The following is a 14,198-nucleotide window of genomic DNA, read 5'->3' as shown; positions in this document are numbered from 1 at the left end:
ATGGCCCGCATCCTGATCGCCGAGGACGAGCCGAAGATCGCCCGGCTGCTGGCTGACTACCTCGCCCAGTCCGGACACGAGGCATCGGTGGTGGGCGAGGGGAACCGCGTGCTTGCCGCGGTGGCTGCCGAGCGGCCGGCGCTGCTGCTGCTGGACATCATGCTGCCGGGCCAGGACGGGCTGGCGATCCTGCGCGAACTGCGCCGCGACAGCGCGTTGCCGGTGATCATGCTCACCGCACGTGTCGAGGAGATCGATCGCCTGCTCGGGCTGGAGCTTGGCGCCGACGACTACATCTGCAAGCCGTTCAGCCCGCGCGAAGTGGTGGCCCGGGTGCAGGCGGTACTCCGCCGCAGCCGGCCGGGCGCGCCGGCCAACCCGTTCACCCTGGACGAATCCGCGCAGCGCATCCGCTACCAGGGCCGCCCCTTGTCGCTGACCACCACCGAGTACCGCCTGCTGCAGGCCATGCTGTCGCAGCCCGGTCGGATCTATTCGCGCGACCAGCTGCTGGACCTCATGCACGACGACCTGCGCGACGTGACCGATCGCGTGGTCGACAGCCACGTGCGCAACCTGCGCCGCAAGCTGGAGGACATCGCACCGGGGCAGGCCTTCATCCATTCGGTGTATGGCGCCGGGTATCGCTTCGAGGTCGGTGAAGGCTGAGCCGGGGTCACCGGTCACAAGTCACTGTGAGCTCAGGCCTATGGTCCGGCGACGCGGGTTCTGGCCAGATGGGCCATGAATGATCCGAGGAGAATCCACGCCATGCTGGCCATCGAAACCCGGACGTTGACGCGCCGCTTCGCCACCGGGCACGGCGTGGAGGCGCTCGACCTGGCGGTACCTGCCGGTAGCGTATACGGCTTTCTCGGTCCGAACGGGGCCGGCAAGACCACCACCATCCGCCTGCTGCTCGGTCTGCTGCGCGCCGATGGCGGCGAGATCCGCCTGTTCGGCCAGCCGCTGACGCGGCAGTCGCGCGCGCCGCTGCGGCAGGTGGGCTCGATGGTGGAGTCGCCCTCGCTGTATCCGCACCTGTCCGGTTACGAAAACCTGGAGGTCACCCGGCGCCTGCTCGGTCTTGCGCCGGAGCGCATCGACGCCGTACTGCGCATCGTCGGCCTCGAGCGCGACGCGCATCGCCGCGTGCGCGTGTATTCGCTGGGCATGCGCCAGCGCCTCGGCATTGCGCTGGCGCTGCTCGGCGAGCCCCGGCTGCTGGTGCTGGACGAGCCGAGCAACGGCCTGGATCCGGCCGGCATCGTCGAGTTGCGCACCCTGCTGCAGCGCATGGCCGGCGAACTGGGTATCACGGTGTTCGTGTCCAGCCACCTGCTCGCCGAAGTGGAGCAGATGGCCTCGCACGTCGGGGTGCTGCACCAGGGGCGGCTGCGCTTCCAGGGCACCCCGGCCGAGTTGCGAAAGCGCTATGGGGATCCTCTGGTGATCCGTTGCACCGATGGCGAGGCAGTGTGCGCCGCCCTTGCGGAACTGGGCGAGGCTGCCCAGCGGGTCGACCCGACCACGGTGCGGGTGCCGCTGCCGCAGCGGCCGGACCACGTGATCAACCGATGGCTGGTGACCCAGGGGCACGAGGTTCACGCGCTGGCACGAAGCCCGCGGTCGCTGGAGACGCTGTTCTTCGAGATGACCGGGAGGGACGCCGCATGAGCGCACTGGGGCGGGCACTGGCCGCCGAGCAGGTGAAACTGCGGCATACCCTGGCGGCCTGGATGGTGGTGCTGGCGCCGATGCTGGTGGTGCTGCTGAGCGTGCTGCAGATCAGCCTGAGCCGGCTGCACGGCCCCTCGTCGCTGAGCGGGCAGGAGGCCTGGATGCGCTTTGCCAACGGGCTGTTCGTGCTGTGGGTGTTCCTGATGCTGCCGCTGTTCGTGACCCTGCAGGCGGCCTTGCTGGCGAACATGGAGCATGGCCCGCAGACCTGGAAGCATCTGCTGGCGCTGCCGTTGCCGCGCTGGAGCCACTACGCGGCCAAGCTGTTCGTGCTGGCCGCGATGGTGGTGACGGCTACCGCCTTGCTCGCCCTGGCCACGCCGCTGGCCGGCTGGGTGATCATGCATACGCAGCCGGCGTTCGGCATCGCCGGTCCGGCGCCTTGGCGCTGGCTGGCCGTCCATGCAAGCGCATGCGTGGCTGCAGCCGGCCTGATGATCGCGCTGCAGGCCTGGGTGGCCATGCGCTGGCAGAGCTTCACCACGTCGGTGTTCGTTGGCGTGGCCGGCACGGTAGCCGGATTCCTGATCGGGCAGTCGGCACGGTTCGGCCCCTGGTTCCCGTGGTCGATGCCGGTGCAGGTGCTCGCACGCCAATCCACCCATCTGGTCCAGGTGGTCGTGGTGGGATTGGTCGGAGGTGTGCTGATGGCCATCGTCGGCCTGTGGCAGTTCGATCGGGGCGAGGCCGGCTGAGGCCGTCACTGGAAAAAGAAAAGCGCCGCATCGCTGCGGCGCTTTCTTTCGTTCCAGCCGGGTTGCCGATCAGAGCGATTCGAACACGCCCGCCGCACCCATGCCGGTGCCGATGCACATGGTCACCATGCCGTACTTCTGCTTGCGGCGGCGCATGCCGTGCAGCAGCGTGGCGGCGCGCACCGCGCCGGTGGCGCCGAGCGGGTGACCCAGCGCGATGGCGCCGCCCAGCGGGTTGACCTTGGCCGGATCCAGGCCGAGGTCGCCGATCACCGCCAGCGCCTGCGCGGCGAACGCCTCGTTGAGCTCGATCCAGTCCAGCTGGTCCTGCGAGATGCCGGTCTGCTTGAGCGCCTTGGGGATCGCTTCCTTCGGACCGATGCCCATGATCTCCGGTTTCACGCCGGCCACCGAGTAGCCGACGAAGCGGCCGATCGGGGTCAGGTTGAACTCCTTGATCGCCTTCTCGCTGGCCAGCAGCAGCGCGCCGGCACCGTCGGACATCTGCGAGGAGTTGCCGGCGGTCACCGAGCCGCCGAAGCGGTCATTGCGGAACACCGTGCGCAGCTTGGCCAGCACCTCCATCGTGGTGCCCGCGCGCGGGCCCTCGTCGGTGTCGATCAGGCGGCTGTCGGTTTTGATGCCGCCGGTGGCGAGGTCCGGATAGTGGTCGTCGAGCTGGAACGGGGTGATCTCGTCCTTGAACTCGCCCGCGGCGATCGCGGCCAGCGCACGGCGATGGCTTTCCACGGCGAAGGCGTCCTGCTGCTCGCGGGTGACCTTCCACTGCTCGGCCACCTTCTCGGCGGTGATGCCCATGCCGTAGGCGATCGCACGGTCCTCGTCGTTGGCGAAGATGGCCGGGTTCATCGCCACCTTGTGGCCCATCATCGGCACCATGCTCATGCTCTCGGTGCCGGCGGCGATCATCAGGTCGGCTACGCCGAGCTGGATGCGGTCGGCCGCCATGGCGATGGCCTGCACGCCGGACGAGCAGAAGCGGTTGATGGTCACGCCCGGCACCGTGTAGGGCAGGCCGGCCAGCAGGGCGCCGATGCGCGCCACGTTCATGCCCTGCTCGGCCTCGGGCATGGCGCAGCCGACGATGACGTCCTCGATGCGGTGCGGATCGACGCCGGGCGCCTGCGCCATCACGGCGCGGATCACGTGGGCGAGCATGTCGTCCGGGCGGGTGTTGCGGAATACGCCGCGCGGCGCCTTGCCGACCGGGGTGCGGGTGGCGGCGACGATGTAGGCGTCCTGTACTTGCTTGGTCATGGTGCTAGCTCCGTGGCGTCGCGCGTGGATCGCTGCGACGCCTGTTGGGGTTGGGTTGCCGTAGGCGACTGGTCGATGACGATGGTTGGTGTCGTCAGTTGCGCAACGGCTTGCCGGTGCTCATCGTGTGGGCGATGCGCGCCTGGGTCTTCTCCATCTTGGCCAGGGCCACGAAGTGCTTGCGCTCCAGCGCGAGCAGCCAGGCTTCGTCAACGGCCGAGCCGCGCTCGATCGCGCCACCGCACAGGCAGTCGGCGATGCGGCTGGCGATCTCGATGTCGTGCGGCGAGGCGAAGTAGCCCTCCTGCAGGTTGGCCAGCGAGGCCTTGAAGGTGGCGGTGCCGACGTCGCCGGCCACCGGCACGGCGCGTGCCGGCAGCGACGGGCGGTAGCCGGCCTCGGCCATGCCGAGCGCGACCTTCTTGGCCACGTAGAGCAGCTCGTAGGGGTTGAACACGACCACGTCGCTGTCGCGCAGCAGGCCCATCGCCTTCGCTTCCAGCGCGCTGGAGGAGACCTTGGCCATGGCGATGGTCTCGAACACCTTCTTCAGCTCCTCGAACGGATCGGCCGGATTGGCCTTGGCCGCACGCACCGCCAGCTCGTGCAGGCCACCGCCGGCCGGCAGCAGGCCGACGCCCGCCTCGACCAGGCCGATGTAGCTTTCCAGCGCCGCGACCGTGCGCGCCGAGTGCATCTGGAACTCGCAGCCGCCACCGAACGCCATGCCGCGCACGGCGGATACCACCGGCACCAGCGCGTACTTGATCGCCATGCTGGTGGCCTGGAAGTTGGCGACCATCTTTTCGAAGTCGTCGAACTTGCCGGCCTGCAGCAGGCCGAGTGCACCCTTGAGATCCGCGCCGGCGGAGAACGGCTCGCCGGTCTGCCAGATCACCACGGCCTTGAGCTTCTCTTCGGCGATCCTGATCGCCTGCTGCACGCCGTCGAGCACGAAATCGTTGACCGTGTTCATCTTGGTCTTGAACGAGATGATGCCGACACCGTCATCGCCCAGGGTCCACAGGCGCACGCCCTCGTTCTCCCACACCGTGGTGCCCTGGTCGAACTTCTCGCCCAGGATCGGATCGGGGAACAGCTGGCGGGCATAGACCGGGTGGGTCGAACGCGGCTTGTACTGGCCGGCGCTGGCCGACCATGAGCCTTCCTTGCCGTGCACGCCGGCGCGGCCGTCGGTGACCCAGGCGGGCAGGGGGGCGCTGCTCATGGTCTTGCCGGCGGCGATGTCCTCGGCGATCCATCCGGCGACCTGCTGCCAGCCGGCGGCCTGCCAGGTCTCGAACGGACCGAGCTTCCAGCCGTAGCCCCAGCGGATCGCGAAGTCGACGTCACGCGCGGTGTCGGCGATGTCGGCCAGGTGGTAGGCGGTGTAGTGGAACAGGTCGCGGAAGATCGCCCACAGGAACCGTGCCTGCGGGTCGGACGAAGCGCGCAGCTTGCCGAACTTCTCTGCCGGGTCCTTGATCGCGAGGATGGCGGCGACTTCGTCGGACGGCTTCTGCTCGGAGGTGCGGAAACCCTCGCTGGCCAGGTCCAGCACCTGGATCTCCTTGCCGGCCTTCTTGTAGAAGCCGCCGCCGGTCTTCTGGCCCAGCGCACCCTTCTCGATCAGCGCGGTCAGCCACACCGGCGCCTTGAAGTACTGGTGCCAGGGATCTTCCGGCAGCGTGTCGGCCATGGTCTTGATCACATGAGCCATGGTGTCCAGGCCGACCACGTCGGCGGTGCGGTAGGTCGCGCTCTTCGGGCGGCCCAGCGCCGGGCCGGTCAGCGCATCCACCGTATCGAAGCCGAGCTTGAACTGCTCGGTGTGGTACATCGTGGAGAGGATCGAGAACACGCCGATGCGGTTGCCGATGAAGTTCGGGGTGTCCTTGGCGATCACCACACCCTTGCCGACCGTGGTGGTCAGGAAGGCTTCCAGGCCGTCGACCACGGCCGGGTCGGTGAGGCGGGTGGGGATCACTTCCACCAGGTGCATGTAGCGCGGCGGATTGAAGAAGTGCACGCCGGTGAAGCGGTGGCGCATCTCTTCCGGCAGCGCCTCGGCCAGGCCGTTGATCGACAGGCCGGAGGTGTTGGACGCCAGCACTGCGGTGGCCGAGACGTGCGGCGCGATCTTGCGGTACAGGTCCAGCTTCCAGTCCATCCGCTCGGCGATCGCCTCGATCACCAGGTCGACGTCTTTCAGGTGATCCAGGTGCTCGTCGTAGTTGGCCGGGATGATCGCGCCGGCCAGGTTCTTGTCGGCCAGCGGGGCAGGCGAGAGCTTCTTCAGGTGCTCGATCGCCTTCATCGCGATGCCGCTCTTGGGACCTTCCTTGGCGGGCAGGTCGAACAGCACGGTCTCGACGCCGGCATTGGTGAGGTGGGCGGCGATCTGCGCGCCCATCACACCGGCGCCCAGCACCGCGGCCTTGCGGATGCGAAGCGCGGCAGAGGAGGTTGATGCAGCAGTCATTGGCTTCTCCATACGATCGAACGATTGGGGTTCGGACACGACAAGTGGACCGGACCGCCGTGGCAATCCGGTGAAAGGGGTCAGGGGTGGCTCAGGCCCGCGGCGGCGAAGCGGATCAGGTGCGCGGCAGTCTGCTCTCGGTGCTGCTGCTCGCTGACGTCGTCCTTGCGCTGGATCATGCCGAAGCCGGACATCGCATGGGTCAGGGCGCCGGTCACCAGGTCGATGCGCCAGTAGAGCTCGGCCCTGTCCAGATGCGGCAGCAGGCGGGCGAACTCGGCGGTGAACTGCTTCATCACGTGGCCGTAGTTCTCGGACAGGAACTGGCGCAAGGTGTCGTCGTGCTCGGCGAAGGCGCGCGCCAGCACGCGCATGAACAGCGAGCCGTTGCCCTCGTGGGACAGTTCCAGTGCGGGCCGTATGTAGGCCGCCAGCACGTCTTCCAGCCGGGTCGCGGGCTTGCCGGCGACCTTCGCCAGCTCGGCGAGGCGGTGCTGGTTCAGCGCGTCGAGGCGGCGCTTGAACACCTGCTCGACCAGCTTTTCCTTCGAGCCGAAGTGGTAATTCACTGCCGCCAGGTTGACCCCGGCTGCCGATGTCAGCTGGCGCAACGAGGCACCGTCGAATCCGCGCTGGGCGAACAGTGCCTCGGCGGCGGTGAGGATGCGTTCCTTGGTCGAGGTCGAACTGTTCACGGTAGACAGCCACCGCCCACGGCAGAATCAAACGATCGTTTGAGCATACGCGCGGGGCTCGCCGGCAGTCAAACGAACGTTTGCAGCCGGCGCGGTCCGGCTTGCGATTAGGCTAGAATCTGTCAAACTTTCTTGTGCTAAATCCTCATTCCTTGACGGTTTTGGCATCTTTGCGCCGGATTTTCCGGCCTATATACGAAACTTTCCTATCCCCGTTTTCCGGAGCACATCTGTATGGCGCTCGAGCGCACCCTTTCCATCATCAAGCCCGACGCCGTCGCCAAGAACGTCATCGGCGAGATCTACGCCCGCTTCGAGAAGGCCGGTTTGAAGATCGTCGCCGCCAAGATGAAGCACCTGTCGCGCAAGGAGGCCGAGGGCTTCTATGCGGTGCACAAGGAGCGTCCGTTCTTCAATGCGCTGGTCGAGTTCATGATCTCCGGTCCGGTGGTCATCAGCGTGCTGCAGGGCGAGAACGCCGTGCTGGCGCACCGCGAGCTGATGGGCGCGACCAACCCGAAGGAAGCCAAGCCGGGCACGATCCGCGCCGACTTCGCCGAGTCGATCGACGCCAACGCCGTGCACGGCTCGGATGCGATCGAGACCGCGCGCAACGAGATCGCCTATTTCTTCGCCGAGACGGAAGTCTTTCCGCGCTGAGGCATGACCGTGAACCAGGTGGTGTCCATTCCGACCGCCCCGGCCGACGCCGGGGAAAAGGTCAATCTGCTCGATTTCGATCGCCAGGGCCTGCGTGACTTCTTCACGCAGATCGGCGAGAAACCGTATCGCGCCGAGCAGGTGATGAAGTGGATCTACCACCACCTGGAGAGCGACTTCGGCAAGATGACCGACGTGGGCAAGGCGCTGCGCGCCAAGCTCGAGGCCACGTGCTACGTCGGTCCGCCGAAGACCCTGTTCGACAAGGGCGCTGCCGACGGCACCCACAAGTGGTTGCTCGGCATGGATGGCGGCAACGCCATCGAGGCGGTGTACATCCCGGAGCCGACCCGCGGCACGCTGTGCGTGTCCTCGCAGGTCGGCTGCGGCCTGAACTGCCAGTTCTGCTCCACCGCCACGCAGGGTTTCAACCGCAACCTGTCCACCGCCGAGGTGATCGGCCAGATGTGGGTGGCGGCCAAGTACCTGGGCAACATCACCCACCAGAACCGGCGCATCACCAACGTGGTGATGATGGGCATGGGCGAGCCGCTGCTGAACTTCGACAACGTGGTCAAGGCGATGAGCCTGATGCGCGACGACCTCGGCTTCGGCCTGGCGTCCAAGCGCGTCACGCTGTCGACCGCTGGCCTCGTGCCGATGATCGACAAGCTCTCCGAGGCCATCGACGTATCGCTCGCGGTGTCGCTGCATGCGGCCAACGACGAGCTGCGCACCGAGCTGGTGCCGCTGAACAAGCGCTATCCGATCGCCGAACTCACCGAGGCCTGTCAGCGCTGGATCGCCCGCAAGCCGCGCACCTCGATCACCTTCGAATACACCCTCATGAAGGGGGTGAACGACCAGCCGGAGCACGCGCGCCAGCTGATCAGGTTCATGCGCAAACTGCCTACCTGCAAGGTCAATCTGATCCCGTTCAATCCGTTCCCCGGGACGCGTTTCGAACGATCGGACGCAGATACGATCCGTGCCTTCCAGACGCAGTTGCTCAACGCTGGCATCCTCACGATGCTGCGACGTACCCGCGGCGATGACATCGATGCCGCGTGCGGGCAGCTGAAGGGGCAGGTGCTGGATCGAACGCGGCGTCAGGCCGAATTTCTCAAACGTCTGGATCAGGGGGCTGTCCATGCGGGTTGATCGTTGGAGCGTGTTGCTGTTGTGTGCGTTGCTGTCCGGATGTGTCACGGTGGGTGGCAGCTCTGGCGATGGCAGTTCCGGGGATCACCTTCCTACGACCAGCAAGTCCGACCAGGCCGAGGATGCCGCCCGCATCCACACCGACCTGGGGCAGCACTACCTGGAGACGGGCGATCTGCAGACCGCATTGCAGAAGCTCACCCTGGCGCTGCAGTTCGACGAGAACTATGCGCCGGCGCACACCGTGATCGCCGTGGTGTACGAAAAGATCAACGACATGGTCCACGCCGAGCAGCACTATCGCCGGGCGGTCGAACTGCAGCCGGACCGGGGCGGCCCGAACAACAATCTGGGTGCCTTCCTTTGCCGCATCGGCAAGCCGGTGGAGGCCGAAACGTATTTCCGCAAGGCAATTACCGACCCGTTCTACAAGACACCGGACGTTGCACTGACCAACGCCGGCATCTGCCAGATCAAAGCGGGGCGTGAGGCCGCCGCCGAGAACGACTTCCGCGACGCGCTGCAGCGCAACCCGAACAATGCAGAGGCGCTGTTCCAGCTGGCGAGCGCTCTCTACAAGGCCGGTGATGCCTTCCACGCAAGGGCTTTCCTGCAGCGCTTCGATGCGCTGGGTCATCCGACGGCCGATGCCTACCTGCTCGGCATACAGATCGAATCCCGCTTGGGCAATACGGACGCTGCCCAGTCGTATCGCCAGCGCTTGGTGAGCCAGTTTCCGGACTCGGACCAGGCCCGCAGCCTCGATCAAAGCTCCCGTCCATGAATTCTGTCCCGCCCTCGATGCAAGACCGGACTTCACCCGAAGCGGAGTACTCCAGCCAGGCCGGCGCCCAGCCGGATGTCGTGCCTGAGGAGGCCGCCGGGATCACGTTCGGCCAGCGCCTGCGCTCGGCCCGCCAGTCGCGCGGACTGGACGTCGAGTCCTGCGGCCAGCAACTGAAGTTGCCGACGCGCGTGTTGCGGCAGCTTGAGGACGACCGTCACGATGGCATCGACTACCGGGTGTATCTGGGCAGTTACATCACCAAGTACGGCCGTTATCTGGGTATCGAGGACACGCTGATCCAGGCGGAGGTGTCGCGTATCCGCCGCCGCAGCGAGCCCGAGCTGGTGGCCACCGGCGGCATCTCGCACTCGCGCTACCTGCTGGAGCGCTACGCGACGGCCGCAACGTATGTGGTGCTGACTGCCGTGATCGTGGTTCCGGTCGTATGGCTGGGCATCCGGGGCACCCTCAGTCGCGATATCGCCCATCTCGCCCCGCTCGATGCGTCCCCCGTGGCGCAGCAGGAGATTCAGGCGTCACGCAGTTCGGTGACGGGACAAACGCCCACCGCAGCCTCGGCGGCCGTTGCGACGGTGAAGAGCGAGGACGAGCAGCCTCTGCTTGCGTCGATGGTCCCCAACATCACCACCGACGCAGTCAAGCCGGCGACGCCGGTGGTCCCGGCAACCGGCGATGCAGGGCAGGGAGGGCATGTCCTGACGCTTGCCCTGACCGACGCGAGCTGGGTCGAGATCACGTCGGAGGACGGTACCCGCCTGGAATATGGCCTGCTTCCTGCCGGCACGCGCCGCACCTACCACAGCGCGGCGCCCCTGGAGATACGCCTGGGCAATGCGGGGGGAGCCTCCGTGAGCGTGGATGGCAAGTCGCTGTCTCTCGATCCCTATCGCCGGGCGAACGTCGCCCACTTCCGCATCCAGATTCAGGACGGCAAGGCCGTTCCCGCCGGCGCCTGAGGCGCCACCTGCCGACCCGGTCGCGCCTGCCATGCCGGGCGCGGCGGCTGCGGTTTCGGTTATTCTTGCCCTTTGTCCGCGCGCGCCGAGGCGCGCCGGTGTCTCAACTGACGAGCTGCTGCCGACCTGGTCCAGGCGGCAGCTGGCGTTTTCAACGGTGATTGCATGGCATTCGACGCATACGACGACTACGAGCAGAGCGAACGTGTACAGAAATGGCTGCGCGAGAACGGCGTATCCATCGCGGTAGGCATCGCGATCGGTCTGGTCGGCATCTTCGGGTGGCAGCAGTGGCGCAACCACCAGGCCAGCAATCGCGCAGCGGCGGCCGCGATCTACCAGCAGGTCCAGGCGGCCGAGAACGTGGGCAACCAGGCGGTCGCCGACCAGCTCACCGAGCAGTTGCAGAAGGATTACGACAAGTCGAGCTATGCGGTGTTCGCCACCAGCGAGCGTGCTCGTCATCTGGCGGAGTCGAAGCAGTTCGACAAGGCAGCCGCCTCGCTCGACTGGGCGATCGCTCATGCCGAGCAGCCCGCCCTGAAGTCCCTGATGCGCCTGCGCATGGCCCAGGTCCAGTTCGCCCAGGGCAAGGACAAGGACGCCCTGGCCACGCTCGATCAGCTCGGCGACAAGCAGTACGCCGGCCTGGCTTCGGAACTACGGGGTGATGTGCTGGTCAAGCTTGGTCGGGTCGACGATGCGCGCAAGTCCTACCAGACTGCCTTGTCGGCCATGAGCGGGGACTCGCCGTTGCGTGATGCCCTGCAGCTGAAAATTGACGATCTGGCTGCGGCCGGGAAGCAGGGTGCATGAAACCGGTTTTCAAGAAGTTTGTTTGGCTGATCGCGATGTCTTCCCTGGTGGCCCTGGCCGGCTGCCACAACAAGAAGAAGGACAACATCGAGCCGCCGACCCCGCTGGCGAAGGACTTCACCCCCACCGTCAAGGTGGCCAAGGTGTGGAGTGCGCGGGTGGGTGACGGAGCCGGCGTGACCGGCGTGAGGATGGGGCCGCTGGTGGTCGATGGCGTGCTCTACGCTGCCAGCACCGATGGCGAGCTGGCCGCTTTCGACGCCGCCACCGGCAAGAAGCTCTGGTCGAAGAAGTCGAGCACCCACGGCTGGTTCGGCTGGGGCGACAAGCACCGCAAGGATGCCCTGTACGCCGGTGGCCCGGCCGTGGATGGCGACCTGCTGGCGGTCGGTACGCTGGATGGTCATGTCTACGGCCTGAGCTCCAAGGACGGGTCGCCGCGCTGGGAGGCCGACCTCAAGTCGGAAGTGATTACTCAGCCGGTGATCGTCGGCGACCTCGTGCTGGTACGCACCCAGGACGGTCGGGTCTATGCCCTGGACCGCGCCAGCGGCGACCGTCGCTGGGTCTACGACCAGGGCAACGTGCCGCTGCTCAGCGTGCGCGGTAACGGTCCGCTGCTGGCGGCCAACGGCGTGGTGTTCTTCGGCAGCGACGACGGCAAGCTGGTCGCACTGCGCATGGACAACGGCGAGAAGCTCTGGGAGCAGTCGCTGGCCAGCGGCGAGGGCCGCACCGATATCGAGCGTCTGGATGATGCCGACGGCGCAGTCGTGCTCGACGGCACCACCCTGTTTGGTACCGCCTACCACGGCAACCTGGTGGCCATCGACGGCCCCAGCGGCCGCCCGCTGTGGAGTCGGCAGTTCTCCAGCTACGGCTCGCCCGCGGTGGCCGGCAACATGGTCTTTGCGGTGAACGACCAGTCGCAGGTGTGGGCCTTCGACCGCAGTGGCGGCGCCGACCAGTGGAAGAATGACGCGCTGAAGTATCGCTGGCTGAGCAGCCCCGCGGTGCAGGGTAGCTACGTGGTGGTCGGTGACGTCGAGGGTTACGTGCATTGGCTGCAGACCGGCGATGGCGCGCTGGCGGCCCGCGAGCGTCTCTCGAAAAAGCCGATCCGTGCCCAGCCGGTAGTCGTGGGCGACATGGTCTACGTGGAAGACATCAAGGGCCACATCGGCGCCTATCGTCTGTCCGCCAACTGAGTCGAACCGGGCACTTCGGGTGCCCGGGGCAACTTCCTGACGGGCGTCGCCTTGGTGCGGCGCCCGTTTTTGCGATGAGGGCCGGTGTCGCCGACCTTATTGCCTTACACTGCCGACGCTCCCGCGTCGCACCCTTGCCGGTGCGGCTGGTCACGAGCGCCGTCACCCAACTCCTGGTTTCCTATCATGCTTCCCGTCGTTGCACTGGTCGGCCGTCCGAACGTCGGCAAGTCGACCCTCTTCAATGTCCTCACCCGCAGCCGCGACGCGCTGGTGGCGGACATGCCCGGCGTCACCCGCGACCGGCATTACGGCGTCTGCCGCCTGGGCGACCGGCCGTTCGTCGTGGTCGATACCGGCGGCCTGTCGGGGACCGAGGAAGCGCTGGACGTGCTCACCGCCAGGCAGGTGCGTCTGGCGATCGAGGAAGCGCAGGTGCTGGTGTTCGTGGTGGATGCGCGCGACGGCCTGCTGGCGCAGGACCACGTGATTCTTGGCGAGCTGCGCCGCAGCGGCAAGCCGATCATCGTGCTGGTCAACAAGACCGACGGACTGGATCTGGCCACGGCGATGGCCGAGTTCTCGGTATTCGGGCTGGCCGCCACGCTGCCGGCCTCGGCCGCGCACAACCGCGGCACCGAGGACCTGGTCGATGCGATCCGTCCGCTGCTGCCCGAGGACGCGGACGAGGCGGTCGCGCCGGACGACGACGGCAGCATCCGCGTGGCGATCGTCGGCCGGCCCAACGCCGGCAAGTCGACCCTGATCAACCGGTTGCTCGGCGAAGACCGCCTGATCGTCTCCGACGTGGCCGGCACCACCCGCGATCCCATCCGCGTCCCGCTGGAACGCGACGGCAGGCGCTACACCCTCATCGACACCGCCGGCGTGCGCCGCAAGGCACGCGTCGAGGAGGCGGTGGAGAAGTTCAGCGTGATCAAGACGCTGCAGTCGATGGCCGCCGCCCAGGTGGTGGTGGTGATGATCGACGCGCGCGAAAACCTCGCCGATCAGGACCTGACCCTGATCGGCCATGCCATCGACGAGGGCCGCGCGCTGGTCATTGCCGTCAACAAGTGGGACGGCATGGACGCGTACCAGCGCGAGCAGTGTCAGCGGGCGCTGGAGCGCCGGCTGGTATTCGTGGAATGGGCCAAGACCGTGTTCATCTCGGCGCTGCACGGCTCGGGCCTGCGCGAGCTGATGCGCGCCATCGTGCGTGCGCACGCCGGGGCCACCCGCGAGCTCGGCTCGTCCGAGCTCACCCGCGCGCTGGAAAAGGCCTACGAGAGCTACCAGCCGCCGCTGGTGCGCGGGCACGCGCCAAAGCTGCGCTTTGCCCATCCGGGCGGCAGCAACCCGCCGACCATCGTCATCCATGGCAGCCGCACCAAGCACATCGCACCGGCCTATCGTCGCTATCTCGAAGGCTTCTTCCGCAAGCGCTTCAAGATCGAGGGCACGCCGATCCGCATCGAGTTCCGCGATGGCGAGAACCCCTATGCCGGCAAGAAGAACGTCCTCACCGAGGGCCAGCTGCGCAAGCGCCAGCGCATGATCCGCGAGATGAAGCGGCGCAAGTAGGCCAGGCGTCCGCCACAGGCCGTCCGTCGTGGCGCGTCGTGGTGGCGCGGCAGGTCGGCATGCTCCTATGCCCGCTTCCTTCCACGTGCCGTAACGAGTCGGCGATGGTCGGGCG

The 14,198-nt window shown here is 67.0% G+C and carries 13 protein-coding genes; 10 read left to right on the top strand and 3 right to left on the bottom strand.

The window, feature by feature from the left end; translation table 11 throughout:
• The 3 genes from C693_RS0103045 to C693_RS20980 all read left to right on the top strand — a co-directional run bounded on the left by C693_RS0103045 (position 1) and on the right by C693_RS20980 (position 2,435).
• A complete protein-coding gene (locus C693_RS0103045) occupies positions 1-669 on the top strand; it encodes a response regulator (protein WP_017460780.1) in 669 nt (222 codons plus the stop codon).
• Positions 670-771: 102 nt separating this feature from the next.
• Positions 772-1,677, top strand: a complete 906-nt coding sequence (locus tag C693_RS0103040; protein ID WP_017460779.1) for an ABC transporter ATP-binding protein — start codon at positions 772-774, stop codon at positions 1,675-1,677.
• The gene (locus tag C693_RS20980) at positions 1,674-2,435 is read left to right on the top strand and encodes an ABC transporter permease (protein ID WP_017460778.1); all 762 of its coding nucleotides are present in this window, start codon (positions 1,674-1,676) and stop codon (positions 2,433-2,435) included. Before C693_RS0103040 ends, C693_RS20980 begins: the two co-directional genes overlap by 4 nt.
• Before the next feature lie 69 nt (positions 2,436-2,504).
• On the opposite strand, the gene C693_RS0103030 is transcribed toward C693_RS20980, so the two are convergent.
• From C693_RS0103030 to C693_RS0103020, 3 genes are all read right to left on the bottom strand, one after another.
• Entirely contained in the window at positions 2,505-3,713 is a 1,209-nt protein-coding gene (locus C693_RS0103030) for an acetyl-CoA C-acyltransferase (RefSeq protein WP_017460777.1), read from the bottom strand.
• A 94-nt stretch (positions 3,714-3,807) separates the two neighbouring features.
• On the bottom strand, positions 3,808-6,195 hold the full coding sequence (locus tag C693_RS0103025) for a 3-hydroxyacyl-CoA dehydrogenase/enoyl-CoA hydratase family protein (protein WP_017460776.1): 2,388 nt from the start codon (positions 6,193-6,195) through the stop codon (positions 3,808-3,810).
• Positions 6,196-6,275: 80 nt separating this feature from the next.
• A complete protein-coding gene (locus C693_RS0103020; RefSeq protein WP_017460775.1) occupies positions 6,276-6,890 on the bottom strand; it encodes a TetR/AcrR family transcriptional regulator in 615 nt (204 codons plus the stop codon).
• Between the two features lie 234 nt (positions 6,891-7,124).
• Here C693_RS0103020 and ndk point away from each other — a divergent pair, with 234 nt between their 5' ends.
• The 7 genes from ndk (at position 7,125) to der (ending at position 14,083) form a co-directional block, all read left to right on the top strand.
• The gene (gene ndk / locus C693_RS0103015; protein WP_017460774.1) at positions 7,125-7,550 is read left to right on the top strand and encodes a nucleoside-diphosphate kinase; all 426 of its coding nucleotides are present in this window, start codon (positions 7,125-7,127) and stop codon (positions 7,548-7,550) included.
• Between the two features lie 3 nt (positions 7,551-7,553).
• Positions 7,554-8,711: a 23S rRNA (adenine(2503)-C(2))-methyltransferase RlmN gene (gene rlmN, locus C693_RS0103010; RefSeq protein ID WP_017460773.1), complete on the top strand. Its 1,158-nt coding sequence runs from the start codon at positions 7,554-7,556 to the stop codon at positions 8,709-8,711.
• Entirely contained in the window at positions 8,701-9,495 is a 795-nt protein-coding gene (pilW, locus tag C693_RS0103005; protein WP_026107136.1) for a type IV pilus biogenesis/stability protein PilW, read from the top strand. Before rlmN ends, pilW begins: the two co-directional genes overlap by 11 nt.
• A complete protein-coding gene (locus tag C693_RS0103000) occupies positions 9,492-10,475 on the top strand; it encodes a helix-turn-helix domain-containing protein (RefSeq protein ID WP_241762620.1) in 984 nt (327 codons plus the stop codon). The genes pilW and C693_RS0103000 overlap by 4 nt, the downstream gene beginning before the upstream one ends.
• Positions 10,476-10,640: 165 nt before the next feature.
• Positions 10,641-11,291, top strand: coding sequence for a YfgM family protein (locus C693_RS0102995; RefSeq protein WP_017460770.1), 651 nt, complete (start codon positions 10,641-10,643; stop codon positions 11,289-11,291).
• Positions 11,288-12,499 (top strand): outer membrane protein assembly factor BamB, encoded by a 1,212-nt coding sequence (gene bamB, locus C693_RS0102990; RefSeq protein WP_017460769.1) that lies wholly within the window; start codon positions 11,288-11,290, stop codon positions 12,497-12,499. Before C693_RS0102995 ends, bamB begins: the two co-directional genes overlap by 4 nt.
• Positions 12,500-12,685: 186 nt before the next feature.
• A complete protein-coding gene (der, locus tag C693_RS0102985) occupies positions 12,686-14,083 on the top strand; it encodes a ribosome biogenesis GTPase Der (RefSeq protein ID WP_017460768.1) in 1,398 nt (465 codons plus the stop codon).
• The last annotated feature ends 115 nt before the right edge of the window (positions 14,084-14,198 follow it).

This window comes from Dyella ginsengisoli LA-4 (assembly GCF_000334915.1).
Taxonomy (GTDB): domain Bacteria; phylum Pseudomonadota; class Gammaproteobacteria; order Xanthomonadales; family Rhodanobacteraceae; genus Dyella_A; species Dyella_A ginsengisoli_A.
Note: the sequence above shows the minus strand (reverse complement) of the source record. Positions and strands in the feature narration are given on the sequence as shown.